Origin of the sequence: Bacillus cereus group sp. BfR-BA-01453 (assembly GCF_022662915.1) — a bacterium.
GTDB lineage: Bacteria > Bacillota > Bacilli > Bacillales > Bacillaceae_G > Bacillus_A > Bacillus_A paranthracis.
This window is the reverse complement of record NZ_JAKUEN010000016.1, coordinates 1-25810: the sequence shown is the minus strand read 5'-3', so window position 1 is coordinate 25810 and position 25810 is coordinate 1. Positions and strand designations below refer to the sequence as shown.

Below are 25810 nucleotides of genomic sequence, written 5' to 3'. Positions count from 1 at the left end.
CCCTCCCTATTATTTTATAGTGCCTTCTTCACAAACCCTTTCGCTTCTTTTAGTTTCTCCAGTGCTTCCCCATACTCACACTGCAATAACACCATAACAATCGCAGCTTTCACATTACGTTCTGCTTTTTCATAATACTCCGCTGCTACTTCATAACTAACACCTGTTGCTTCCACAATAATTCGTTTTGATCGTTCTATTAACTTTTCATTTGTAGATTGAACATCTACCATTAAGTTTTTATATACTTTCCCTACACCAATCATAGATGCTGTTGAAATCATATTGAGCACTAGTTTTTGCGCTGTACCAGCTTTCAAACGCGTTGATCCTGTTAAAATTTCTGCGCCTGTTTCTACTTCCACGTTTAGTTTTGCATATTTACTTATTTCAGCATTTTTATTACAGGAGATACTAGCTGTACTCGCTCCTACGCTATTCGCGTACTTCAAGCCACCAATAACATAAGGAGTTCGACCACTTGCTGCAATTCCAATCACTGTATCTTTCTCATTTAATCCAGTACTTTTTAAATCTTCTTCTGCTAATTCTTCGCGATCTTCTGCACCTTCTACCGCTTTAGTAAACGCTTTCAACCCACCTGCTATAAATCCTTGCACCATTTTATCGTCTGTGCCAAATGTCGGCGGACATTCCACTGCGTCCAAAATACCTAAACGGCCACTCGTACCAGCCCCAATGTAAATTAATCGGCCCTCTTCTTCGAAAGATTTAATAACAGTCTGCACAACTTTTTCAATCTGCTCTATTTCATTTTCAACTGCTAATGCAACAGTTCGATCTTCTTCATTCATACTTTGCAGAACTTCTTTTATGCTCATCTCATCTAAATTCATCGTCTTCTCATTACGATGTTCTGTCGATAAATTTTCTAACATATTCCCACCTACTTTGAAATTTAATTTCATACTTTCATTATAACTTCAAGAAATTTAAAATCAATATTACTTTATTATTTTATGAAATTTAATTTCTTTTCATGACGAATTTATGTCCGTCCGTATGCAAAAAAGATGGGTTTCCCCATCTTCTCATTTCAGCTTCCGTAATCGCAAAGCTTCTTCTCTTGTTTCCATAAATTGATCTAGCACTTTATTACCAATGCGATTAAAGGTAATCACATATAGAGCATCTATCATGTTCAATTGCGTCATTCTTGAAGCAATACTTGCAATACGATGATCTTGTTCTACATCTGGCATACAAAGACGAATATCCGCCTCTTTATATAACGGTGATGATTGATCAAGCTTCGTAATCGCAATAACTGTTGCACCCTGTCTCTTCGCATATTGCGCCATTTCAAGTACATCTTTCGTACGACCAGATGTTGAAATCGCCACAAATATATCGCCTTCTTTTAAATTCGTCACAAGCGGCAACATCATATGAAAATCAGACAGCATCATTGCCGTAAATCCGAGCCGTGTAAATTTATAAGCCCCGTCCATCGCTGGAGTAGCTGATCCGCCTACTCCGTAAAATATAATTTTATCCGCATTTACAATACGATCTGCTGCTTTCTCAAGCTCCTTCTTATCTATCGCCGTAACGCTCGCCTCAATTGCAGCTTTATTCACATATGTAACTTTATTAAACAAGTCATACGGTCCATCTTCCGTATTCATCACTGAAAAATCGTTAATATTATAATCAGCAATCGTTAATTCACGAACGAGCGCGATTTTAAATGCTTTAAAGCTCCCAATCCCAATCGATTTACAAAAGCGAACGACACTCGCCTCACTTGCGCCTGCATTCGTTGACACTTCTTTCGTCGTTAAGTTCGGAACAATCTCTGCATTCTCCGTTATGTACATGGCAACCTTCTTTTCAGCTGGTGAAAATTGATCCATATTACTTTCAATTTTAAATAGTAATGTTGAAGCTTTCACTATTTAACCTCCACTTCTTACGGTTGCGTATATTCTCTACTCTCATTTACACCATATAGATAAAAACCATCATTACCAGGTGGATGGTGAACAATTACAGTTCCATCCCTTTTTTATATAGCGTTATTTCACCTTCAAATCGGTATTTTCCCCATCCATGTATCCAAACTGCACAGTCAGGTACAAAAGCAGTCTACTTATAGTCTTTCGGGTTTTCATCTTCTACATAGGAAGAAAAAATAGAAACCGGAAAATCTTTCGCTTTTGATTCTTTCCATGCAGTAAACGGTGTACATACTGCAATAAGTATGATTATACCGATAACCTTCCCTCTCCTCGTCATATTACATACATAGATTTTACCATAATTACAACCTATTCAAGCTAATGACTATTGCTTTTTACTATAAAAAAAGAGCTTATCTACTTCAGATAAGCCCTTCCTCTCTATACAAAATACTTCTTCAAAAGCGGCGGGGTAATAATCGTTGTCAATATAACAACAATAACAATCGCTGTGAAATTTTCTTTCGCTAGTAAATTCGCCGCCAGTCCATTTGCAGCAATAATAAGTGCTACTTCACCACGCGATACCATTCCCGCACCAATACTAATAGAAGATTGAAGGTTGAATCCTGTTAGTCTTGCTCCTAAACCTGATCCAATTAACTTTGTGAAAATCGCAATGAGCGTCATAATGATAATGAACCAAAGCTGACTTCCGATACCTTGAAATGTAATTTCCATTCCGATACTTACGAAGAACACTGGCACAAATATCGCATACGCAATCGGTTCAATTTTATGTTCTACTTCGTGCTTATACTCTGTTTGAGAAATGGCAATTCCGGCTGCAAATGCTCCAATAATACCTGCAATTCCCATCATTTCACTGTAATACGAAAAAGAGAAACAAATAATAAGAGCCGCGCTAATTAACGCTTCTGTTACACGAAGCGGCACGAGCATTTTCATAATCCAAGGAACAACTTTCCATGCAATAAAAACAATGCTAACAAAGAAGATAATTTTCTTTACGATAACAAGTGTTATATTCACATCTTGCGTTCCTAAAAAGCTCATAACAAACGCTAATAAAATAACGACGATGACATCATCAAATACAGCAGCACCTAAAATCGTTGTACTTTCTCTCGTATTCATTTTTCCTAAATCTCTTAGCGTTTGCACTGTAATACTAACTGACGTTGCGCAAAGTAATAACCCTAAAAAAATGGCATGAGATTGTATTAATCCAAACAGCAATCCTGTTACATAACCACCGATGAAAGGAAAAATAATTCCACCAGCCGCTACTGCAAATGATGATTTCAAATTCCGATTTAACTCTTCTAAATCTGTTTCAAGTCCCGCCATAAACATAAGTAGTAAAACACCAATCTCACTCAATTCATCAATAAGTTCAGAACTATTAATAATACCGAGTACAGCTGGACCGATAATAATACCAACAATTAATTTCCCAAGTACAGAAGGCTGGCCGAGTCTCACACTAATATCACCAGCTAATTTCGTACAAAGTAAAATGACGACAAGTTCAAAATAAAATAGCATAGCATCTTCTCCTACTTTAACTTTAATCAGCGGGTTTTCTCCATCCGAATAGATTGGTAATCCCCGTCCATTCCTGCAAGTAGTTTCCCCTATTCATTCGCATTTTATTTGTCACATTTTCATTTGACAAAATATTCTGAATTATAATAAAATGAACCCAGCAATTCCAAAAACTATATACCATAACTGTACCTCCATTTACTTACATACTCTTTTCTAGTGGGCTCATACTACACTCGCGGTTATGGAAATGAAAAACGGGGGGAGAGTCCAAAGTGAAGTCATTATTACGAAAAAAAGCGCTTAGTACTGAATCACCACGGCAACTACAAAGAACATTAACCGCACTTGATTTAACGTTTTTAGGAATTGGCGCCGTAATTGGGACAGGGATATTTGTATTAACAGGTATTGTTGCAGCGAAACATTCTGGTCCTGGTATTATGCTATCATTTCTTATTGCTGCATTTACTTGTGCTTGTGTAGCCTTTTGTTATGCTGAATTTGCTTCTTCTATTCCTGTCTCAGGAAGTGTGTATACTTACGCATACATGACAGTCGGAGAAGTCGTCGCCTTCATCGTCGGATGGTGTTTAATGCTCGAATATTTACTTGCCGTTGCAGCAGTAGCTGTCGGTTGGTCTGGTTATTTACAATCTTTACTACAAGGATTTAACGTCCATCTTCCCGCCATAATCGCCTCGGCCCCTGGCGTAGGAAAAGGTGGTCTCATCGATTTACCAGCTGTTTGTATTTTACTACTCATTACAGGCCTTTTAAGTTTTGGTATACGTGAAAGCGCACGCATTAATAACATTATGGTTCTTATTAAGTTAGCCGTTATTATCGCCTTTATCGTAGCAGGTGCAAAATATGTAAAACCTGAAAATTGGACACCGTTCATCCCATTCGGATATGACGGTATTATTACTGGGGCTGCTACTGTATTCTTCGCCTTCTTAGGATTTGATGCAATCGCAACCGCTGCGGAAGAAACGAAAAAACCACAGCGTGATTTACCAATCGGCATTATTGGCTCTCTTCTTATTTGCACTGTTTTATATATGATCGTATCTTTCGTTTTAACAGGTATGGTTCCTTATACACAATTAGATGTTTCTGATCCAGTTGCGTTTGCCTTACATTTCGTTGGCGAAGATACAATTGCAGGACTACTCGCTGTTGGAGCGATGACTGGAATGACAACCGTTCTCTTAGTCGTTATGTATGGACAAGTTCGCGTTTCGTATGCGATGAGCCGTGACGGTTTACTTCCAAAAGCGTTAGCACGTGTAAATAAAAGAGTGAAAATCCCTTTATTAAATACGTGGATTACTGGTGTTGTTGCCGCTTTATTAGCAGGACTTTTAGATCTGCACGTATTAGCGAATTTAGTAAACATCGGTACATTAACAGCCTTTACATTCGTTTGCTGTGCAGTACTTATTTTACGAAAAACACACCCTGACTTAAAACGCGGATTCCGTACACCTTTCGTACCTGTACTACCAGTTGTCGCGATTCTTTGCTGTTTATATTTAATGATCAATTTGTCTAAAACAACATGGATTAGCTTTGCCGTTTGGCTTATAGTCGGCTTATGCTTCTATTTCTTCTACTCTAGAAAGCATAGTCACTTAGCTACCGAAAAAACGAATGATGAAAAGAAAAAAGCATAACAAAATAGCTCGCCGTTTTAGCGGCGAGCTATTTTTCTGTACTATTATATTTTTTCGTTAACGATTGTAAAATGAAAAATATGCCGATGCAAGCTGTAAATGATGCCCAATTTCCTATTGGCGTTGCGTATTTCACAATTCCAATACCTACAAGTAATAGGAAAATAATCACCTGATATATGAGCTTCCACTTTTGCATATGTTCCCTCCTTTACTTCGTTCCCTTCTTTTTCTTCTTCCATGCATTTAAACTATCAAAGAAGAAGTTAATAAATAACGTGCCTAAACCCGCTAATAAAAACGTCATTAAAAATAGAACCCATATGCTTTTTTCTTTTAAGAAATAATATCCTACAAGGAGCACAACCGCGATCCATACATATTCAAGAATTCTTTTTAGCTTTTTCTCTTCCAAATTATTCGCTCCCTCTTTCTATGCTATTTTTAGTATAACAAAAAAGAAGCCTATCATGATAAGCTTCTTTTCTTCATTCTTATTTGTTTATGCTTTTTTCAACGAGTGAAATCGTATACTCTAACGTACGATTGATCGTTTCTACCTGTGCATCTTTTACTTTTACATCTTTCACTACAGCTTCGGCCACTGTAATTTTTTGACTCAGTGCTTTCACTGAACCGTCCGTTACATTTACATCTTGCGCTTTTTTCACTACTGCTTTTGCAGATTCAATATTGATTTGTAATTTTTCTTTCGGTGTTTTCGGTTGTTCTACTACTTTAGATTGTATAAATGTTTGATTTGCAGTTTTTAATTCATTATACGCTTGAACAATTTGTTCTCCCGTACTCGCTACATTTTCAAACACTTGTTTTGCATGATTATAGCTTTTCTCTAATTCTTGAAATGCTTCCTTTGAATATTGACCTGGCTTATCACCAAACTCATACGTACCAGCTAGCACTTCTTTTACTTTTCCAAGCTCTTCAAATAACGCATTTACTTGCTCTAATTTCGTACGGTTAGAAAACTCATTGTACGCCGCTAATACTTCTGAAGAACTTAACGCTTTACTATATAATCTTGCAAGCGCGATTTGTCCATTTAACGGAATACCGCCATTTCCATTGCTATCAGGATCCGCTCCAAGTGCAAATGGTACATTTGGATGATACACTTTTCCTGTAGCCGGTTGGCTATTTACTTTTTTACCATCTACATAAATAGCTACTTCACTTCCGTTATACGTTCCTGTTAAGTGATATGTTTTGTTTGCTTCTAATTGAACGCCAACGCGTTTATAACTGCCGCCAATGTGAGCCCATAATTCAACATATCCACTTCCTGTAGATTCAAAACCAATTCCGCCACTCTCTGTATTTTGCAAAATACCTTGTCCGCGAATTTCATTCATTGAAAATACAGTTTCTAGCGTGAACGTATTTGCTACTTTCTCTTTTTGTGCTGCTGAAAATGGAAGGTATCCAAATGTGTTTGCTTTTCCGTTTAATTTCATAACATTCTTTTTCAATGCTTTATCATATTCAATAGTCACATTGCCCTTCATATCACCTTTTGTAGCAAATGGTGAATTGTCTTTAAATGTACCATCTGCAAAGTTCACATCGAAAACATCAGCCTTTGGTACTTTCACATTCGGGTCAATATTATCTTTTTTCGTAGTAATTTCCGCCGTTAATGGTTGTACACTTTCATTGCCAAATGAATCAATCGCAACTACTTCAAGTGTATATGTTTTCCCACCATCTAACCCTGCCAGTGTAAATGTGAGCTCTTTCGGCACTGGATCACGATAAAACTCTGAGAATGCCAACAATTTATTCTTTATTTCTCCCGTTTGCTTATCTCTAGCTTGTACACGATAAGAGTGAACAAGAAGGTTATCCAGCGCTTGTGGGAATGTTACTGTTGCTGCATTTTCTGTTACATTTGATACCGCGAGCTTTGCATCTTTTGCAAAGTATGGCTTTTCTTTATCACGATCTTCTACATGTGTAAATGTGTCTTTCTTTGCTGGTAATTTAATTTTCCAAGGCTCGCCTGTCCAAGAATTTGTATGGAAATCACGGCGATTGATCGTTACTTCTTTATCGTCTACTTCTACTAATAAGCCTTGGCTTAATGTACTAGCTCCTGGCGGGATCGTCCCTTGTACTTTACCACCTTCAACTTCCATATAACTTACTGAAGATGTACCAACTGATGTAAAGTCTTTTTGATGAATCGATCTCGGGTCATCTAACGGATAATGTGAATGACCTGAAAACGTAATAACTTGTGGATATTCTTTTAACACCTCGTTAATTTTCGCGCTATCTTTTGTTCCCCACTCTTGGCTACCGTATACTGTATCTTTAATATGCTGGTGTAAAAATACGAAAATTGGTTTTTCTGGATCATCTTTTTGTGCCTTTGCCATTTCTTCTTTTAACCAATTAATTTGCTTATCTGAATAATATCCATGAGTTGTCCCATCTTCTGGAGACATAACAAGGAAATGATACCCTTTCACCACTTTATGATAGTAAATCGATTCCATTCCTGTTTTTTCTAAGAAACGCTTCTGTGCGCCCTCTACAGATAAACCGTTCCAATAATCATGGTTACCAAGAGAATTCATTCGCACAGCATCTTTATTTGCATTTTCATTATACACTTGCATGAAACGATCATATTGTTGCAGTGATCCTGAATCAGTAAAATCTCCCACAATTACAAACGCATCTTGTTTAGGTGCAAGTGTATTTAGTTGCTCGATTGCTCGTTTCCAGCGAAACGTATCATCTGTTCCACTATTCTTAATATGTACATCACTTACAACCGGGAAAACGATCTTCTTCTCACTCGGTGCCTTTTCTTGCTTCTTCTCTTCCGCTTTAACTGATGTACCCCACGGAAATGATACAAATGCTAATACAAAAACCATTAATAATCCAATAAGACCTTTTACTTTGCGTAAAGCTGTTCTTTCCACATGAATCCCCCTCATATAATAAATTAATTACATTGGTTATTGTATCGAACATATATTAACTTAATTTAAACTAAAAATTTATTTTGTTTAAATTTTGTAAATATACAGTCAATTTTATATTAAATGCCACATTTACATAAAACAAGCACTTTTGTCTAATAGTTAACTAACTTTTTCCTATAAAAACTGTGAAGAGGTATGGGCCTATGAAACTATCACGATTTTATTTTTTTTATCTATTCTTAACACATCGGCCATGCTTCTACATTTAATAGTAGTAAAAGACTACTTAAAAAGGAGGGGGTTGTATTGAAGAATAAAAAAAACATTGGCTGTTTTGCTCCTTTGTCTATCATTTGCCCAGATCCTTGTCCACCTCCCCCTCCTCCAGATCCAGATTGCGAGCGAGTAACAAATGAATTTGCAGGAAATTTCCTTATAACGAATAACAACATTCCCTCCGCCAAAGATGAATCGCAATCGATGATACTGTGGCAAAGTGATGGAATGCTGCCTATATCAGGCACTGTCTCGGTTTACAATAGTACTAGCAGCACAGAAGCAATTACAATTCAAATCGTTGGAGCAGTAACCAATATTTTCACTGTGTTTCCTGGTAATACAATATCGTACACAGGAAAAGACTTACAGTCAGTTAATATTGCTAATATCCAACATAATCCTTCACTATATTTAGAAGGCAAGTACTGTTGCCAATTTACATGCTGTTTATAAAATACCAATCTTATTACTTCCTCAATTAAAAAAGCATACCATTTGCGGTATGCTTTTTTATGAAATCGGATAACGTACTGTAATACAAAACTCGCCTTGATTAACAGTTGTTCCTGTTGTAGTAATTCGAACAGTCGTAAAATATCTTACAGTGAAAGTACCACTACTTTGTGGTTGTACGGTAATTGTATCAATTACTGTTGCACCTACTAAAAAATCAACTGTAATTGGAGCCGCACCTACATCATATTTTACGTAACCTGAACCATATACTTCTTGCGTGATATTATTTGTATATACAATTTGAGTACCAGCACCTGTAATAGACCAGTCTGTACATACTTGATCTTGTACAAGCGTTTTATTAGAACAACAAGACAAACTGGAACTTCTCATTCCCATTTTGATCCTCTCCTATTCTGCTATGAAAGTGGATAACGTGTTGTAATACAAAATTCTCCCTGATACGTTCCAGCAGGCGTTGCAGGTAACACAACTTGTATAATATCAAAACGCCGATACGTAAACCCGATACTCGTTCCTGGATTTAATGTTTGTGTATCTATTACAGTACCAGCAGAATCAAGCGCCTCTACAGTAATTGGTCCTGGTCCAACATCATATTTAACAAAACCAGTCCCCACTACGTTTTGGTTAATATTATTTGTATAGAGAACATTATCAATTGCTGTTGCAACTACAGTAGCAGACCACGGACTACACACTTTATCTTGTACATAATTTTTATCTGGACAACAAGTTAATGCTGCCCCTGAGCACTCACAAGACATAGTTGTTTCCCCTCTCTCTTTTATATTCCCTATATGTGTATGTCCTTCAGAGTCTTTTGCCTGTACGATTCATCTATTTTCAAAAAATATTCAAATGACTAGATAGATTCCGTGCTGTTTCTTTTTTTCATAAATTTATAGGTTAATATACCACCGACAACGATAACGACGACTAGTAATATCGGTAGCATATATTGCCCCACAACATCCGCCGCTTTTTCCCAATGCGGACCTAATTTCATTCCAAAATAGACATATAAAGTCGTTAACGGGAACATTGCTACAAATGTATATATACTAAACTTCCATATGTTCATTTTCGCCATACCACATGGAACAGAAATAAGCGTTCGAACTCCAGGTACAAAGCGTCCAACAAATGCTACAACTGGTCCATATTTCTCAAAGAAGTCATCCGCTTTTTGAATTTGTTCTTCTTTAATAAAGAAGTATTTCCCGTACTTTATTAATAGCGGACGACCACCATAATAACCGAGTGCATATAACGTTAACGGTCCTGTCGTTCCGCCAAGTGTTCCAGCTAATACAGCTAGCCAAAAATTCATATCCCCCTCATACACCCAATATCCAACCATAGGCAAAACTACCTCTGCTGGAATAAATTCAAACGTTAAAGCCAATACAACTCCAAAATAAGAAAACTGCTTTAAAAACTCAATTATATCTAAAATAATTTGCTCCATATTTTAACTCCTATCCTACGTTTACGTTATGCTTTTCTTGTAATTGAACTGGCGCCATTTTTACAATTCGGTTCAAAATAAATAACACAATCCCAATATCATCTAAAATACCGATGAACGGTAAGAAGTCTGGAATTAAATCGAGCGGCATCGCTACATAACCAACTAAAAAAGCAATGGATAAGATTTTCTTCTTTATTGAAACCTCTTTTGAAGTAAAAAAGTCAAATAGGAATGGAACAAATCGGCGAACATGAAATACAACTCTTAATCTACTAATAAGTTTTTTCATTTTTATATCTCCTCTCTTTGTATACAAAAAGGCCCCTACCAAATATGGTAAGGGTCCTAAAAAAGACAATAAGGGGCCTTTACCATTGCTGGTAAAGGTCTCACTAACAACGAAACGTTGCCAATAAAGCCGAGGGTTTCTCCCTGTAATGACGACTTTATTGTAATAAGTTACTCCCCTTTATACACAATTTTATACACTCACATTAAAATATTTCGGAGGGCTTGTCAATATATTTTATATTCCAATCCCTTCCGTAAAAAACAAAAAACGTATAGGAAATTTCTTACTATCTCATAATATACATAACCATTTTTGAACGAAAGGAGATGTTTCATTTGCATACTGTATGGAAAGGTGCACTTTCACTTGGACTATTAAATATAGGAATTAAACTATACAGTGCCGTAGAAGAAAACGACATAAAATTTTTAAGCCTCCATAAAGAATGTTTAACACCTATTAAATATAAAAAATTTGCTCCTGATTGTACGGATGAAGAAGTCGATGATACAGATATTGTAAAAGCCTATGAATATGCACCTCATAAATACATTATTATGGATGAAAAAGAATTAGCTGCGTTGCAAAAAGCTCACGAACCACGATCCATTCGGATTATATCTTTTGTCCAAAATAACGAAATCGATTCTGTTCTTTATGATCGTTCTTATTTTATAGGCCCTACCCCAGGACATGAAAAATCGTATTTATTATTAAAAGAAGCTCTTGAACGTACGAATAAACTTGGTCTAATCCATATTTCCATTAGAAAAAAACAACATTTAGCTATTATCCGTAACTTTGAAGATGGGCTTATGTTGCAAACTATTCACTATCCCAATGAAATTCGCGATATAACAAATATACCTAACTTACCAAGTAACGAAAATTATCCGATTCAAAAACAAGAACTCACCGCAGCAATTAATTTAATCCACCATCTTACAAACCCTTTCGAGCAAGAGTTATATACAGATGAATATAAAGAAGCTCTTACCGAATTAATAGAAAATAAAATTGAAGAACAGGAAAGAATGGAAACCATCTCTCCTGCTCCAAACATCATCAATATTATGGAGACATTACAGGCAAGTATTGAACAAGCAAAAATAAAAAGAGACAATAAAACAGAAAAAGAGGCCAAATAAAATTGACCTCTTTTTCTTTAAAGCGGATTACATTTCGGCATTTCAAGTCCAGATGATTGAGCTAATTTTAATAAATAATAACATTCCTCTCTTGCCATATGATCTGCCATTCTCGCTGATAATGCACTTAATACTTCATTCGATAACTCGAGCTCTTCCACTTCATGTAAAAAATGTGAAAATAATTTTAGTTCAAGTGAAACATCTTTTGTAAACTTTTTTAATGCAGGAAAATGATGAAGCTCTGTTCTTAAATACCCCGTCATTTCAACTGCCTTCAAATAAAATTGTTCAAAGTGCTTCTCGAATTCTTCACTTTTCTTTTTTAATCTTTTTTCAACAAGATCTAGCCCACCAGAAATAGAGCCCGCATGACCAGCCGCATCCGTTAGCCAAACGAGATGATAATGTAATTCATGAAAAACAGGCGGAACTTCCCCTTTCTTTAAAAACTCTAAAACCGTTATATACTCCTCAACTTCATTTACCATATGATTAATAAAAGTTGGCGTAAAATGAATGGTAATTTTCCCTTCCAACTGTTTCTGTATAATATTTAATTTAAACGTCCGGATCTCCTTAGCTGCTTGTTCCGCCTCTTTGGAAAATGCCACAAGATTCACATTACGAACTTTATTTAACAGATTCGGAAATAGCTCAACAAAATAATTCGCTTTTTTTATATCTTCTTTTTCCTTTGGAGCTAACGCATCAAGTAAAAATTGCGCATGATCACTCAGCACTTTTAGCCAAAATTGATGCTCAAACAACGCACTTTCTTCATAATTTCTCTCCACCAAATCCCCTCCGTCTATTCATCCTTCTCCATCACTTGAAGTTTATATCCATCTGGGTCTTGTACTACAATACTCTTCGCATATTCATTTTCTGTATATAAAATCTCATAAAACGCTAGCTTCTTTTTCAATTTCTCTATGTTAGAAATCGTAAACGTTAAAACCTCACATGAATCTGTAACAGTTTTTTCCCGTCCACCTAACACGCGATTCATGACAAAACTAATTCTCTTTGAATCAGAATGATACCAAACTCCTGTTGTATCTAATTGCGGTCTTTCTAAACTAGGTTTGATTCCTAAAATCCCTTCGTAAAAATACAACGTTTCCTTTAAGTTTTTCACTTCCAATACAATGAATTGTTTCACAGTCTCCACATTCATTCCCCCCGTACCTATTACTTTTTTATATGTGTCATAAATGCTCATTATGTCTGAATACAATACGTAGTAATGAACATGTAAGGAGGTTTATTCGTGAATAAATATATGAGATCATTTGTGCCCTATCATAGTCCTCTCGATCCTTGTCCTCCTATCGGAAAAAAATATTATTCTACTCCTCCTAATTTATTTTTAGGCTTTCAACCGCCAAACTTACCGCAATTCACGCCAAAAGAAGCACTCCAAAAAGGAACTTTATGGCCTGTTTTTTATGACTATTATGAAAATCCTTATAAAAAAGGGCGGTGACTACTGACGTGAATCAATCGCTACCAGAAGAATACTATCAACTTTTACTGGAGCTTCAAGAACTGGACTTTGTACTAGTTGAACTCACTCTTTATTTAGATACACATCCAGATGACACCGCTGCAATTAATCAATTTAATGACTTTTCCTATAAACGGAGAGTATTAAAACAAAAGATGGAAGAAAAATACGGACCACTCCAACAGTTTGGAAACAGTTATTCGAATGCCCCTTGGGAATGGAGCAAAGGTCCTTGGCCATGGCAAATATAAAGGAGAGAAACTATGTGGATTTATGAAAAGAAATTACAATACCCCGTTAAAGTGGGAACTTGCAATCCAGCACTTGCAAAATTATTAATTGAGCAATATGGCGGTGCAGATGGAGAATTAGCTGCTGCACTCCGTTACTTAAATCAGCGTTATACAATTCCTGATAAAGTCATTGGCCTCCTTACCGATATTGGTACAGAAGAATTTGCGCATCTTGAAATGATTGCTACGATGGTTTATAAGCTGACGAAAGATGCAACGCCTGAACAAATGAAAGCTGCTGGTCTTGACCCTCATTACGCTGATCATGATAGCGCACTTCACTACCATAACGCTGCTGGTGTTCCATTTACTGCAACCTATATACAAGCTAAAGGTGATCCAATTGCCGATCTATATGAGGATATTGCGGCTGAAGAAAAAGCACGCGCAACATATCAATGGCTTATTAACTTATCAGATGATCCAGATATAAATGATAGTCTACGCTTCTTACGTGAACGTGAAATTGTCCATTCACAACGTTTCCGAGAAGCAGTTGAAATTTTAAAAGAAGAACGTGATAAAAAAATATTTTTTTAAAACACATATCCTAGCGATATGTGTTTTTTTACGTTCAAAGTTAAATCCTTCCTATTGAAGATATAAATAGTATATTTATTCGATTTAATGCATTATTTTTTAATTTTTTCAAAATTCCCTATTGCTTTCTAGTCATCAGACCTTTAAAATAGTAACAGTTACTCGACAAATTGTTTGAATTTTCGACAAAAATACTCATTAGGAGGATTTTCTTTATATGCGTACAACTTTAAAGCCAGCGCAAATACTTTCGATTAGTTTATTACTATTCGCAGTTTTCTTCGGTGCTGGTAATATGATTTTCCCGCCCCTTCTCGGTCTTTCTTCCGGAGAAAATATGTGGGTCTCCATTACAGGATTTATTATTACAGACGTCGGTTTATCTTTACTAGCTATCGTCGCTGTTGCTCTTGCCGGTGGTAGTTTTAACACTTTAGCAAGCCGTGTTCATCCAAAATTTGCAGCAATATTCGCTATCATTATTTATCTTTCAATCGGCCCACTATTTGTTATTCCACGAACTGGATCTGTATCTTACGAAATTGGGATTGCACCACTTTTCCCGGACCAATGGTACTCTATGTTAATCTTTAGTGCAATTTTCTTTACAGTCGTCTACTTCTTATCATTAAATCCATCAAAATTAGTAGATCATATCGGAAAAATATTAACACCAATTTTACTTGGAATTATTGCAATTATGGCAACAAAAGCGATTCTTTCACCAGGAACGTTTACAGAACCTGTTGGTGACTATAAAGAAATCCCATTTTTCAAAGGATTTCTTGAAGGATTTTTAACGTTAGATGCAATTGGTGCTCTCGTATTATCAACGATCGTTGTAAATGCAATTCGCCAAAACGGTATACAAGAGAAGAAATCAATTGCGAAATATACAATTATTTGCGGAAGCATTGCCGCTCTATTTTTAACAATTGTGTACTTCTTACTCGGTTATATCGGTGCTTCAAACGGCAACTTAGGACAATTCGAGAACGGTGGTCAACTATTAGCGACTGTTATGTACCACTTCTTTGGGACAAGCGGGAATGTTTTATTAAGCATCGCCATTATCTTCGCTTGTTTAACGACAGCAATTGGTGTTGTAAGTGCATTTGCAAACTATTTCGCAACAGTACTAACAAATGTTTCTTACAAAAAGCTCGTACTATACGTTTGTATTTTCAGCTTCGTGATTTCAAACTTAGGTTTAAGTTTATTAATCAAAATTACATTACCTGTATTAATTATTTTATATCCAATTACGATTATTTTAATTTTCGTATCATTTATAGATAAATATACGAAACGTAAACCTTCTGTCTACATCGGGGCAATGATCGCAGCATTCATTATTAGCTGTATTCACGCACTTGATAATGTGGAAATGATACCAAACTTTATCGCTAATATCGTACACACCATTCCTTTTTACAACTTAGGAATTGGCTGGATTATTCCAGCAATTATCGGTGGTATAATCGGTTACTATATTCCCCAAGCAGAAGCTGAAGGTGAAGTTTCTACAAAATAAAAAGAAGCGAGCATGGATTTCATGCTTGCTTCTTTTTATTTTCTATCGCTACATACTGTATTTGTGTACGAACGGACCGTTAACATATAGTAACCAAAGTAAATGATGATATACACACCTATACTTCCTAATAAAGGAAGACTATATTCAAACATTCCTGTAAAGCCCATCAAACTTAAAAATGCAAAGAATGTATGACAAATCGCAAGAAGTAATGGTACTAAAAATATTGCACCTACTTGCTTTCTTACAGACTCTGTTGCTTCCTTTTTCGTTAGTCCAATTTTCTTTAATATTCCGTACGCTGGTTGCTCTGCCATCGCTTCTGTTATTTGTTTAAAGTATAAAATACAACCTGTTGCAAGAATAAAGACAATCCCTAAAAATACACTAGCAAACAATAACACTGCGCCATCTTGCAATTCAGATTGGCTTGCCTCTTCAAATGATTGGAATTTCGCTTCTTTGGAAAGGATATTCGCTAAATTTTTCGTTACCTCTGCATTACCATTTCCTTCGACGATAAATCCTCTAACTGTAGAAACAGCATGTCCTTGCTGCAACTTATTAAATAATGAATCTTGAACAACAAGTCCAACTGGTGCAAGTTTCGCACTCACAACTGTTTCCTCTCGATGGTCAACGATTGTAATATCATCCTTCATCCCTTCAAAGGATACATTATTTCCTTCAAGTGAATTGTTTTCGATGTTATACGACTTATACGGATCTAATAAAATAACTTCCTTTTCAGAACCGAGAATAACTTGTTTCTTACCTAACATAGAAGCTACTTTATTATAATCTGTCACTTTTATCATTTGCACATTACCATTACCTATTAAGTACCCAGTTAATATTTGTTCTCCATCTATCTTTCCTTGCATAGAGAGCATAGCTACAGATGTTTCATTTTTAATTGCTAGCTCATGTTTTTGAATTTCTTCTCTAACTTTCTTATCTAATTCCTTTCCAGTCGTTACATACTCATAACTAACTGGATTCATTAATGCCGCTGTCTTCTGCGCTCCATAATACATACTAGAACTAATTCCAATGGTACATAATGTTACCGCACTTAATAAAGATAATAGCGCGAGCATCTTTACGTTTCCTTTTATTCTGAAGAACAATGAAGAAATGGATAAAATGTTCGTTCCATTCCAATATTTCGTTTTATCTTCCTTTATTTTATGGAGTGATTTCACTGTATATTGCTCAAATAGTAAAAACGTACCTTTTACAATACAACCAAAAATAAGTAGACCTGTAATAAAAATTGCTCCAAATCCAAAAACTTGTGTAAGTAGCGCAATAATATAACCTGTAATTAATAAAACAATTGCTCGTTTTGCCTTCTTACTTGCATACGTAGGTGCCTCTTCTTTTTGATTTTCACCATATAGTAATTCAACTAAACGATGCTTATAAATTAACTTTTTACTTTTCCATGATGCAATAAAGAAAATTGCACCTATCGTTATAAGAACTTCTACTATAGATAAAAATGAAATCGTAAATGTAAAAGTAAATGCACTTCCCATTAACTTTACGAGAAACCCTGCGCACATATTCGCTATAAATAAACCAGCAAGAATACCTAACACACTTGCCGCAGCACCAACTAATAATGTTTCATAAAAGAGTAACTTCGCAATCTCCTCTTTACGGATACCTAATAAACTGTATAGTGCAATTTCTTTTTTCTTCTTTCGTAAAAAGAAGCTATTGCAATAAAAAATAAATATCGTTAAAAAGATAATCAACAATATTTGTGCAAACGTAAATGTCGTTTCCACCTTATCCGATTCTTTTAAAAGAGCTACTACACTTTCATTTCGTTTAATCGATACGAATGTAAAATAAATAATAATGCTGCCTACTAATGAAATAAAGTATAGAAAATAATCTTTCATATTTCGTTTTATACTACGTTTTGATACTTCTAAAAAATCCATCGTATACCTTCACCCGCCCTCGTATTTCTCTATACATGAAGTGTATACGAAATCGTATTTCTCCCCTATCGATTTTCATTACATCTCTCTTACGATATTGTAATATAACAAAATAAAAAGAACCTAGTTTCCTAGATTCTTTACATCGTATGTTTAAACGTAAACAGCTCTTCCTTTGACTGCACAACAGATTGTTCCTCTTCTACAACATCCTTCTTTAGCTCTCCTCCTAACCTTACTTTCATCATCGCCTCTTCGATACTTTTTACAATCATATTTCCTGAAAAAATAGTAAGTCCAAAAAATGTAATCGGAACGAGAGGGATCCACGGATTCACTGTTAATGATCTAAAATAGACTCCAATTAACCCTGACCATTCATGTGTGTAAGATTCTATTTCTTCTATCGGTCCTAAAAACTTAACCGTTCCGCCAAAGAATATTTCTAGTAACCCTAAGTGCAGTAAAATAGTAAGAGTCTGCGTAAACTGCTGAAAAAATACAAGTATAAACGTCATATAAAGATGCGGGAAAAGATGCTTTATAACAATATGTCTTCTCGATCCACCTAATATGCGCGCGGCATCAACAAATTCCTCCGTTCGCAATTTACGAACTTCCTTCGCAACATACAGTGCAATAACTGGCATTACAAGCATTACAAGTAAGACAACTTGAAACGAAGCCCTTTCAAAAAAGGTTGTTGTTTCCTCCCCACTTCCAAATGTACTTGCAAATTGAAGAAAAAAATACGCAATCATAACTGTCGGAATAACTGTAAAACTATCAAAGAAAGCCTCAATTTTTGAAAATCCTCTTTTTATGTACGTTCCGAGCACGACACCGAAAAATACACCTATTACCATTCTAAGTGCCGCAATTAAAATAGATATACCAACCGTCCATTTCGCGCCCTCAATGACTAAATGTAACAGGTCATACCCTTTCCGATCTGTCCCGAGTAAAAATTGTAATGAAGGTGGAAACGGTGGCACTTGTGGATTTTCATCCGCATCATATTGCAATGTAACTTGTCTAATATGTCCATCATTCCATAACGTATTTCCGATGCTCAAAAGAACTAATAGAAGAAGAAACCCAATACTTATCCAAAATCTTTTATCACGTTTTATATACGTCCACATATTATAATCTCTCCTTCATCGCAGCCGGAATGAGATAATGAAACAATTTAAATAAAATAAAAATCGGAATATAAATAAGCAGTACACTCACGATAAAAACTTCAACTCTAATACCCTCATACGATTTCAAAAACATAAAAATACCACCCGTATTAAAAATCCATTCTATAATATATAAATTAGATAACATAAAAAAGATATTCGTTTTCGCAAAGAATAATGTACTAAGCAACACATTTCGTAAAATATGACGATTTAAAATATGAAAGCGCCCCAGCCCTTTCGCCTTAGCAAATAGTACATAATCTTTTTCTAGTTCATTTTCAAAACGGAGCACTACCATTTTTACAAACATAATCGTAGTTGGGATGCTCAAACATAATATTGGCAACCCTCTAATCGACTCGCCTCCAATTGAAGCAATTTGAAAAGGTAAAAAACCTGTTTGTTTAAAAAACCATACAACTAAAATTTGTGATACTAAAATAAGAAGGATATCTGGAATGGATTCTAGGAAGATAAGAAATGATTTAATTCGATGTTGTATACGCGGTGAACTACTCATAATTACATAAACAATACAAAATGCTACAAATAATGAAATGAAAAAAGCAGCTAAAAATATAATAATTGTTTCTTTATAATGGACAAACAACTGTGGAAATAAAAATTTATCTCCCACATATTTAAAATTGGAGATGTCCATTAAATTCACAAACACTTCTTGTAAACTCTGTATGTACTGTGATGCATGCAGCTCAAATCCATAAAATAGTTTCGGCAATGTCCCTAAACAAATAATACCCAAAATCGAAATAAGAAATTGAACCGTCACTTCCATCCCATTCAAAAATACTTTTTTGACCATTTTCGCCCTTCTCTCTCTATAATTTACTCCTCAATTTTATTCTTAATTTTCTGAATTGTAAATATTTAATACATAAAAAATCGCTAGGTTATGACCCTAACGATTCTTTATGTAACTGTTTTTCTCTTTTCGCAAACGACATATACAAAATAAAACATCCAATAAGCGCTGCGAGTTCTAATGAAATAATATAGTAAGGATGTGGTCCTAACATATCAAGTAATGAAGCTGTTTCTGGCTTATGAGCTAAAAACATATAATTACCACCTGTTTTGTAATTTACAAACGAAACAATCGGAATCAATATGTTTAAAAATATCATTGTGCGTTTAATAGATTGTACTGTCGGACGATATCCTTCCACCCAAGTCATAAAGAGTGGAGCCCAAATGAGCAATATATGCGCGATAAAATATTCAATGAACCGAAAATGCGGAAAAGCATACTGCAAGTTTGGCGTTAAAATGGCTTGTGATGCACCGATAATTCCTGTAAAAAATACAATCTCATATATACGGTAACTTTTCGTTATGATCATAATTGACGCTAACAACAAACTAATCGTACATAACTCAAATGGTAATGAAGTGGCTAGCTCAAAAATCCCTGCTTTCCACTCCCACATATGAAGTCCAATTTCACTCCCTATAAATAGAAATGCAATCGCATATCGAACCGTTATATTCCACTCATTTTGACGTAATACATCTTGGTATTGATATAAAAAAACGATTCCCACCAACAGAATAAATAATATAATGGCATGTTGCCTTGAGTAGGGAATAAACGGTTTTAATGGATGCGCACTAAAATAAGCTTCCATCTTCCTTCCTCCTCTCCTTCATACAATATTATTGTAAGAAAAAAACACGCGTCAATTCATTTGCTTACACTGGGACAAGCTCTACCTTACATTTACATATTCATACCTTACAAAACTGTAAGGTTATTGTAAGCTAAAACGATTTGTCAGATTCTTTCCCTCTTCTATACTTAATGTAGATACTAAAACGAACGAAAAGGTGATAAATAGATGAAGAAGAAAAATAAAGTGTTAATTACTAGTGTAGTAGCAATCGGAATTGCAGCTGGATCATACTTTGCATTTGCTGGCGGCGGTTCAGAAGTAGCAATAGCATATAGCGGATATAAAGTAACAGAAAAACAAATTGAAAACGCGCAAAAATTTGGCGGTGAAGTCATTCCAAACGGAATTGAAACAATTTCATTTGATCCAACAAAAGGTACGTATGAATTAGCTGTAAAAAAAGGTGATGAAGTAAAAAAAGGGCAGCTTCTATTTAAATACAATGACCCAACTGCGAAACAAGGTGTAACTGAAGCAGAAATGCAAAAGAAAATCGCACAAAAAGAAGTAACATTGTTCCAAAAACAAATTGATGCAGCAAAACAAAAGTTACAAAAAGATAAAAATGCAGGCCTTCCTGCTGAAGCATTAAAAGCATCAGAAATCGAGGTACAACAATTAGAATCACAGCTTGAAATGAAAAAGTTTGAAGTTGAAAAATCTGATGAAATGATTAAAGCTGCAAAAGAGAAAGTAAACACACTTTCTGTAACGAGTCCTGCTGATGGCGTAATTGATGATATCGTAAAAATTGCTGATGAAAAAACAGGTATGAGCGGTATTACACTTCGTCATGCTGGTCCATTTAAAGTAAAAGGTCAACTTTCTGAATATGAGCTTGCTAGTATGAAAGTTGGGCAAGAAGTAACTGTTTCTTCAAAAACTGTCGCTGGTAAGACTTGGACAGGAAAAGTAACAGAAATCGGTTCTACACCATTAAAGAGCATGGACGAAAATAAAACTGTTTCTAACTATCAATTCACTGTCACATTAGATAATAGTGAAGAATTACAAAACGGCTTCCACGTTTACGTAACGAGTAAATCTGGCGAAGCAACTGGTACAATTGTTCCGAAAAGCAGCATCGTGAAAAAAGGTGACAAAAATGTTGTCTTCGTCATAAAAGACGGTAAAGCGAAAGAACAAGCAATTACTGTTGAATTCGAGACTGATAGCGAAGCAAAAGTTTCTGGAGTGAAAAAAGGAGAACAAATTATCTCTAAACCGGAAAAAGACTTAAAAGATGGTATGGAGGTTGTCGCCCAGTGATTAACTTAAAAGGCATCACGAAATCCTTCCAAAATGGTGCAGAATCCGTTCAAATATTACACGGAATTGACGTAACACTGAACCAAGGAGAATTCACTTCTATTATGGGACCATCTGGTTCTGGTAAATCAACTTTAATGAATATTATCGGTTGTTTAGATAAACCAACGACAGGTACGTACGAACTAGCTGGACAAAACATTTCAAACATGTCTGAAACAGAACTTGCACGCGTTCGTAATAAAGAGATCGGATTCGTATTCCAAAACTTTATGTTATTACCGAGACTTACAGCACTTCAAAATGTAGAGCTACCTCTTATTTACGCTGGAGTTGATAAAAAAGAAAGACGTGAGCGCTCATTAGCCGCTTTAACAAAAGTGGGTTTAGCTGATCGTGCTACTCACTTACCGAACGAATTATCAGGTGGACAAAAACAGCGTGTCGCTGTTGCACGTGCAATCGTAAATAATCCAAAGTTCATTTTAGCCGATGAACCGACTGGAGCACTTGATACGAAAACAAGTACACAAATTATGGACCTCTTTTACGAATTAAACAAACAAGGCTCAACAATCATTATGATTACCCATGATCGTGAAATCGGGGAAGCTGCAGCACGTCAAATTGTAATTCGTGACGGAAATATCGTCCAAGATTGGAGAGGTTAATTTTGAACACGAGTGAAAATATACGCATGGCCCTTTCCTCTATCTTTGCCCATAAAATGCGTTCTATTTTAACGATGTTAGGTATTATTATCGGTATTAGTGCCATTATTACTATCATTTCAATGGGTGATGGTACAAACGCAAAGTTTAAAAAAGAGTTAGGCCAAGGAAAAGATAACGAAGTAACGATTTACTACAACAATCCTGACTATGGAACAGATAATGCCAAAATTACAGCTGATATGCTAAACCGACTGCAAACTGTACCAGGCGTTAAAGATGTGTATCCAGATGTAAGTATGAAAGTAAAAGCATCTGCTGGTTCAAAAGATGTAAATCTTGATTTAAAAGGCGGAACAGGCGCCTTTATGACAGATTCGAAAATAAAATTAGTTCACGGTCGTGAATTAAACGACAGTGAGCTAAACCAAGCAATCCCTGCTGTTATATTAAATGAAGAAGCTTTCAACAAATTATTTAGTGGTTGGGAATCAAATCAATACACAGATATAAAAGGAAAGCCGTATAAAATAGTCGGTGTATACGAAACGAAAAACGACTTCGGAATGCCTATGCCTGAAGGTTATACATCACTTGAAAACGCGCCTGTCATTTCAGGAGTAACTGAGTATGACTCTGTAAGATTAACAATGACCTCTCCGGCCGAACGTAAAAGTGTAGAAAAACAAGCCGTTTCTGTTTTAAACGAAATGAAAGCTCCTAAATTTGAGCACAAATTCGAAGCACAAGACTTAGGTGAATTTACGAAGCAATTAGATGAATCAATCGGTATGATGAAGATGGTATTCGGTGGTATTGCCGCTATCTCCTTACTTGTTGGTGGTATCGGTGTAATGAACATTATGCTTGTATCTGTAACAGAGCGTACACGTGAGATTGGTATTCGTAAAGCACTTGGTGCAACGCGTGGTAAAGTATTAACACAATTCTTAATTGAATCTTGTATTTTAACAGGACTCGGTGGTTTCATCGGTTTCATGCTCGGTATCTTCTTCGCTTGGATTGTCTCCATCTTTGCTGGATGGCCACTCGTTGTCTCAAAAGAACTTGGACTTCTTGCAGTAGGTATCTCCATGTTAATCGGTATTATATTTGGTTTACTGCCAGCTAACAAAGCTGCAAAACTGGATCCAATTGAATGTTTACGATATGAGTAAACAAGAGGTTGCCTGCGTGCAACCTCTTGTTTATATACCGAAAGAAATGAAAGACTTTATTATGTGCATCATCTAAGCAAGTCACAAATAACAACGTTCTTGTATTAAAAGATTAATTAAGAATTCTTATTTTCACCTTTTTGCGTCCCCATTTAATTGCTTCTCTTTCAGTTGGGAAAAGTACATCAATTATTTCCCCTTTAATAGCACCACCCGTATCACCGGCAATGGCTACACCATAACCTTCAACATCTACTTGCGTCCCTAATGGAATTACTTTAGGATCAACAGCAATTAACTTGATATTTGGGTTTTTCCCTATATCAATACCATATGCAGTAATGCGTTCATGTGGAGGACTGTTCTCTACACTATACGCTGTAGACTCAAAAACCATTTCAATGCCACCATTTGGATTGATCCATTTTTCTCCTTCATAAGAAATAATCTTTAACCAACCACTTGTTGTACCATCAATTACAAGCACCTCTTGTGCCGCGAAAGCTTGGCCTCCATTTCCTTTTGTGGATACAAATGATGGTTCATTATACGTATAGAATGGTTTTTCTACATACTTTTTCTCACCATTTGGATTGATCCATTTTTCTCCTTCATAAGAAATAATCTTTAACCAACCATTTGTAGTACCATCAATAACAGGTACCTCTTGCGCCGAAAAGGCTTGACCTCCTCCTCCTTTTGAAGATACGAAAGATGGCTCATTGTACGTGTAGAATGATTTTTCTACATACTTTTTCTCACCACTTGGATTAATCCACTTCTCTCCCTCATAAGAAATAATCTTTAACCAACCATTTGTAGTACCATCAATAACAGGTACCTCTTGCGCCGAAAAGGCTTGACCTCCTCCTCCTTTTGAAGATACGAAAGATGGCTCATTGTACGTGTAGAATGATTTTTCTACATACTTTTTCTCACCACTTGGATTAATCCACTTCTCTCCCTCATAAGAAATAATCTTTAACCAACCACTCGTCGTTCCATCAATAACAAGTAACTCTTGCGCTGCAAAAGCTTGACCTCCTCCTCCTTTCACAGACACAAATGATGGCTCATTATACGTATAAAATAATTTATCTACATACTTTTTTTCACCATTTAAATTAATCCACTTCTCTCCTTCCCAAGTTTGAATTCTCCACCAACCATTGTTTCGTTTTTCCTTTATGAGAATTGTTTGAGGCGGATATTCCACACCCCCATTTGATTTAACTGATGTAAAAGAAGCTTCATTATATGCGTAAAATGACTTTTCCACATTTTCTTTCGTATCCGCACTCGCTAATACCCCCGTCTTTTCACTATGTTTTAACATATATATCACCCATATCCTTTCGTATATTTCAATTAATAATCTATGAAACAACGAATATTTCATTTTAGAAAATCCATTGTAATTTTTCAGAACTATCAAAAACAGCTATCAAAATTGATAGCTGTTTTATAATTTATTTAATCAATAAAAATAATTAACTTTATATTGATATTTACTAATGTATATAAACTAACATTGATAACTTATTTTTTAAATCTACCATAACCAAGAAAATGCTTTTGATTATATGAGCTAAATACATTTCCTCTTACGACACCCGTCTTTTCACTTTCTGCATGAATAAACTCACCGTTTCCAAGATAAATCCCCATATGTGATGGACCAGGTTTATATGTGTTTTGTAAAAAGACTAAATCTCCAGGCTGCGGATCATTAATTTTAATTACCATCGGCCAATATCCCTCTACACTATTCCTTGAAATACTATATCCATTATTTTTATATACATAATATATAAAACCACTACAGTCAAAAGAATTAGGCCCTGCTGCTCCGAAGACGTATGGTTTTCCTAATTGTTTTAAAGCTAATTCAATGACTCCTGAGACCTCAGAAGCATTTGGATTAATCCATTTCTCTCCCTCGTAAGAAATAATCTTTAACCAACCATTTGTTGTCCCATCAATCACAAGCACCTCTTGTGCCGGAAAAGCTTGGCCTCCATTTCCTTTTTGAGATACAAAAGATGGCTCATTGTACGTGTAGAATGATTTTTCTACATATTTCTTCTCACCATTTGGATTGATCCATTTCTCTCCCTCATAAGAAATAATTTTTAACCAGCCACTTGTCGTTCCATCAATAACCAGTAACTCTTGTGCT

At 35.6% G+C, this 25810-nt stretch carries 28 protein-coding genes and 1 pseudogene; 10 read left to right on the top strand and 19 right to left on the bottom strand.

The window, feature by feature from the left end; translation table 11 throughout:
- Positions 1-14: 14 nt before the first annotated feature.
- The 4 genes and pseudogenes from murQ to MR070_RS22860 all read right to left on the bottom strand — a co-directional run bounded on the left by murQ (position 15) and on the right by MR070_RS22860 (position 3491).
- The gene (gene murQ / locus MR070_RS22875; RefSeq protein ID WP_044791246.1) at positions 15-899 is read right to left on the bottom strand and encodes an N-acetylmuramic acid 6-phosphate etherase; all 885 of its coding nucleotides are present in this window, start codon (positions 897-899) and stop codon (positions 15-17) included.
- Positions 900-1052: 153 nt separating this feature from the next.
- Complete coding sequence (locus MR070_RS22870) at positions 1053-1916, bottom strand: MurR/RpiR family transcriptional regulator (protein WP_000648180.1); 864 nt, start codon at positions 1914-1916, stop codon at positions 1053-1055.
- Positions 1917-1933: 17 nt separating this feature from the next.
- Positions 1934-2259, bottom strand: a pseudogene (locus MR070_RS22865) (outer surface protein).
- 104 nt (positions 2260-2363) lie between these two features.
- Complete coding sequence (locus tag MR070_RS22860; protein WP_000899806.1) at positions 2364-3491, bottom strand: cation:proton antiporter; 1128 nt, start codon at positions 3489-3491, stop codon at positions 2364-2366.
- Between the two features lie 275 nt (positions 3492-3766).
- On the opposite strand from MR070_RS22860, the gene MR070_RS22855 reads away from it, so the two are divergent.
- Positions 3767-5170 (top strand): branched-chain amino acid transporter BcaP, encoded by a 1404-nt coding sequence (locus tag MR070_RS22855; RefSeq protein WP_000838739.1) that lies wholly within the window; start codon positions 3767-3769, stop codon positions 5168-5170.
- 28 nt (positions 5171-5198) lie between these two features.
- Here the strand turns inward: MR070_RS22855 and MR070_RS22850 are convergent, their stop codons facing one another.
- From MR070_RS22850 to MR070_RS22840, 3 genes are all read right to left on the bottom strand, one after another.
- On the bottom strand, positions 5199-5369 hold the full coding sequence (locus MR070_RS22850; protein ID WP_001174836.1) for a hypothetical protein: 171 nt from the start codon (positions 5367-5369) through the stop codon (positions 5199-5201).
- A 12-nt stretch (positions 5370-5381) separates the two neighbouring features.
- Positions 5382-5585 (bottom strand): hypothetical protein, encoded by a 204-nt coding sequence (locus MR070_RS22845; protein WP_000391504.1) that lies wholly within the window; start codon positions 5583-5585, stop codon positions 5382-5384.
- 79 nt (positions 5586-5664) lie between these two features.
- The gene (locus tag MR070_RS22840) at positions 5665-8124 is read right to left on the bottom strand and encodes a LamG-like jellyroll fold domain-containing protein (protein WP_242262054.1); all 2460 of its coding nucleotides are present in this window, start codon (positions 8122-8124) and stop codon (positions 5665-5667) included.
- A gap of 309 nt (positions 8125-8433) precedes the next feature.
- On the opposite strand from MR070_RS22840, the gene MR070_RS22835 reads away from it, so the two are divergent.
- Entirely contained in the window at positions 8434-8859 is a 426-nt protein-coding gene (locus tag MR070_RS22835) for an S-Ena type endospore appendage (protein ID WP_000791316.1), read from the top strand.
- Between the two features lie 57 nt (positions 8860-8916).
- Here the strand turns inward: MR070_RS22835 and MR070_RS22830 are convergent, their stop codons facing one another.
- The 4 genes from MR070_RS22830 to MR070_RS22815 all read right to left on the bottom strand — a co-directional run bounded on the left by MR070_RS22830 (position 8917) and on the right by MR070_RS22815 (position 10646).
- Positions 8917-9261, bottom strand: a complete 345-nt coding sequence (locus MR070_RS22830; RefSeq protein ID WP_000525809.1) for a DUF3992 domain-containing protein — start codon at positions 9259-9261, stop codon at positions 8917-8919.
- A gap of 20 nt (positions 9262-9281) precedes the next feature.
- Positions 9282-9650, bottom strand: coding sequence for a DUF3992 domain-containing protein (locus MR070_RS22825; RefSeq protein WP_001277529.1), 369 nt, complete (start codon positions 9648-9650; stop codon positions 9282-9284).
- Between the two features lie 98 nt (positions 9651-9748).
- The gene (locus MR070_RS22820) at positions 9749-10354 is read right to left on the bottom strand and encodes a DedA family protein (RefSeq protein ID WP_000435022.1); all 606 of its coding nucleotides are present in this window, start codon (positions 10352-10354) and stop codon (positions 9749-9751) included.
- Positions 10355-10364: 10 nt separating this feature from the next.
- The gene (locus MR070_RS22815; RefSeq protein ID WP_000733844.1) at positions 10365-10646 is read right to left on the bottom strand and encodes a YkvA family protein; all 282 of its coding nucleotides are present in this window, start codon (positions 10644-10646) and stop codon (positions 10365-10367) included.
- 338 nt (positions 10647-10984) lie between these two features.
- Between MR070_RS22815 and ku the strand changes: the two genes are divergently transcribed.
- Positions 10985-11797: a non-homologous end joining protein Ku gene (gene ku, locus MR070_RS22810; protein WP_242262053.1), complete on the top strand. Its 813-nt coding sequence runs from the start codon at positions 10985-10987 to the stop codon at positions 11795-11797.
- Between the two features lie 17 nt (positions 11798-11814).
- Here the strand turns inward: ku and MR070_RS22805 are convergent, their stop codons facing one another.
- Entirely contained in the window at positions 11815-12594 is a 780-nt protein-coding gene (locus tag MR070_RS22805; RefSeq protein WP_242262052.1) for a DUF2935 domain-containing protein, read from the bottom strand.
- A 14-nt stretch (positions 12595-12608) separates the two neighbouring features.
- Positions 12609-13022 (bottom strand): VOC family protein, encoded by a 414-nt coding sequence (locus MR070_RS22800; protein ID WP_242262051.1) that lies wholly within the window; start codon positions 13020-13022, stop codon positions 12609-12611.
- Between the two features lie 48 nt (positions 13023-13070).
- On the opposite strand from MR070_RS22800, the gene MR070_RS22795 reads away from it, so the two are divergent.
- From MR070_RS22795 to brnQ2, 4 genes are all read left to right on the top strand, one after another.
- Positions 13071-13286, top strand: a complete 216-nt coding sequence (locus MR070_RS22795; RefSeq protein WP_001046257.1) for a spore coat associated protein CotJA — start codon at positions 13071-13073, stop codon at positions 13284-13286.
- An 8-nt stretch (positions 13287-13294) separates the two neighbouring features.
- Positions 13295-13558: a spore coat protein CotJB gene (locus MR070_RS22790; RefSeq protein ID WP_001076510.1), complete on the top strand. Its 264-nt coding sequence runs from the start codon at positions 13295-13297 to the stop codon at positions 13556-13558.
- Between the two features lie 12 nt (positions 13559-13570).
- Positions 13571-14140 carry a spore coat protein CotJC gene (cotJC, locus tag MR070_RS22785; protein WP_000265273.1) on the top strand — a complete coding sequence of 190 codons (570 nt, stop codon included), beginning with the start codon at positions 13571-13573 and terminating at the stop codon, positions 14138-14140.
- Between the two features lie 217 nt (positions 14141-14357).
- A complete protein-coding gene (gene brnQ2 / locus MR070_RS22780; protein ID WP_061530950.1) occupies positions 14358-15674 on the top strand; it encodes a branched-chain amino acid transport system II carrier protein BrnQ2 in 1317 nt (438 codons plus the stop codon).
- Between the two features lie 35 nt (positions 15675-15709).
- Here the strand turns inward: brnQ2 and MR070_RS22775 are convergent, their stop codons facing one another.
- From MR070_RS22775 to MR070_RS22760, 4 genes are all read right to left on the bottom strand, one after another.
- Positions 15710-17632 carry an FtsX-like permease family protein gene (locus MR070_RS22775; protein WP_044791226.1) on the bottom strand — a complete coding sequence of 641 codons (1923 nt, stop codon included), beginning with the start codon at positions 17630-17632 and terminating at the stop codon, positions 15710-15712.
- A 140-nt stretch (positions 17633-17772) separates the two neighbouring features.
- On the bottom strand, positions 17773-18777 hold the full coding sequence (locus MR070_RS22770) for an ABC transporter permease (RefSeq protein WP_000269964.1): 1005 nt from the start codon (positions 18775-18777) through the stop codon (positions 17773-17775).
- Between the two features lies 1 nt (position 18778).
- The gene (locus MR070_RS22765) at positions 18779-19645 is read right to left on the bottom strand and encodes an ABC transporter permease subunit (protein ID WP_000239704.1); all 867 of its coding nucleotides are present in this window, start codon (positions 19643-19645) and stop codon (positions 18779-18781) included.
- An 88-nt stretch (positions 19646-19733) separates the two neighbouring features.
- Positions 19734-20468: a YwaF family protein gene (locus MR070_RS22760; RefSeq protein ID WP_000388675.1), complete on the bottom strand. Its 735-nt coding sequence runs from the start codon at positions 20466-20468 to the stop codon at positions 19734-19736.
- 210 nt (positions 20469-20678) lie between these two features.
- Between MR070_RS22760 and MR070_RS22755 the strand changes: the two genes are divergently transcribed.
- From MR070_RS22755 to MR070_RS22745, 3 genes are read left to right on the top strand one after another with little or no spacing between them, the layout of a single operon-like run.
- Positions 20679-21782, top strand: a complete 1104-nt coding sequence (locus MR070_RS22755; protein WP_000728813.1) for an efflux RND transporter periplasmic adaptor subunit — start codon at positions 20679-20681, stop codon at positions 21780-21782.
- On the top strand, positions 21779-22453 hold the full coding sequence (locus tag MR070_RS22750) for an ABC transporter ATP-binding protein (protein ID WP_000609103.1): 675 nt from the start codon (positions 21779-21781) through the stop codon (positions 22451-22453). Before MR070_RS22755 ends, MR070_RS22750 begins: the two co-directional genes overlap by 4 nt.
- A gap of 26 nt (positions 22454-22479) precedes the next feature.
- Entirely contained in the window at positions 22480-23631 is a 1152-nt protein-coding gene (locus MR070_RS22745) for an ABC transporter permease (RefSeq protein WP_002020451.1), read from the top strand.
- A gap of 112 nt (positions 23632-23743) precedes the next feature.
- Here the strand turns inward: MR070_RS22745 and MR070_RS22740 are convergent, their stop codons facing one another.
- Positions 23744-24967, bottom strand: coding sequence for a 3D domain-containing protein (locus MR070_RS22740; RefSeq protein WP_242262050.1), 1224 nt, complete (start codon positions 24965-24967; stop codon positions 23744-23746).
- 203 nt (positions 24968-25170) lie between these two features.
- Positions 25171-25810, bottom strand: a 640-nt coding sequence (locus MR070_RS22735; RefSeq protein WP_242262049.1) for a C40 family peptidase, incomplete at its 5' end; no start/stop codon positions are given.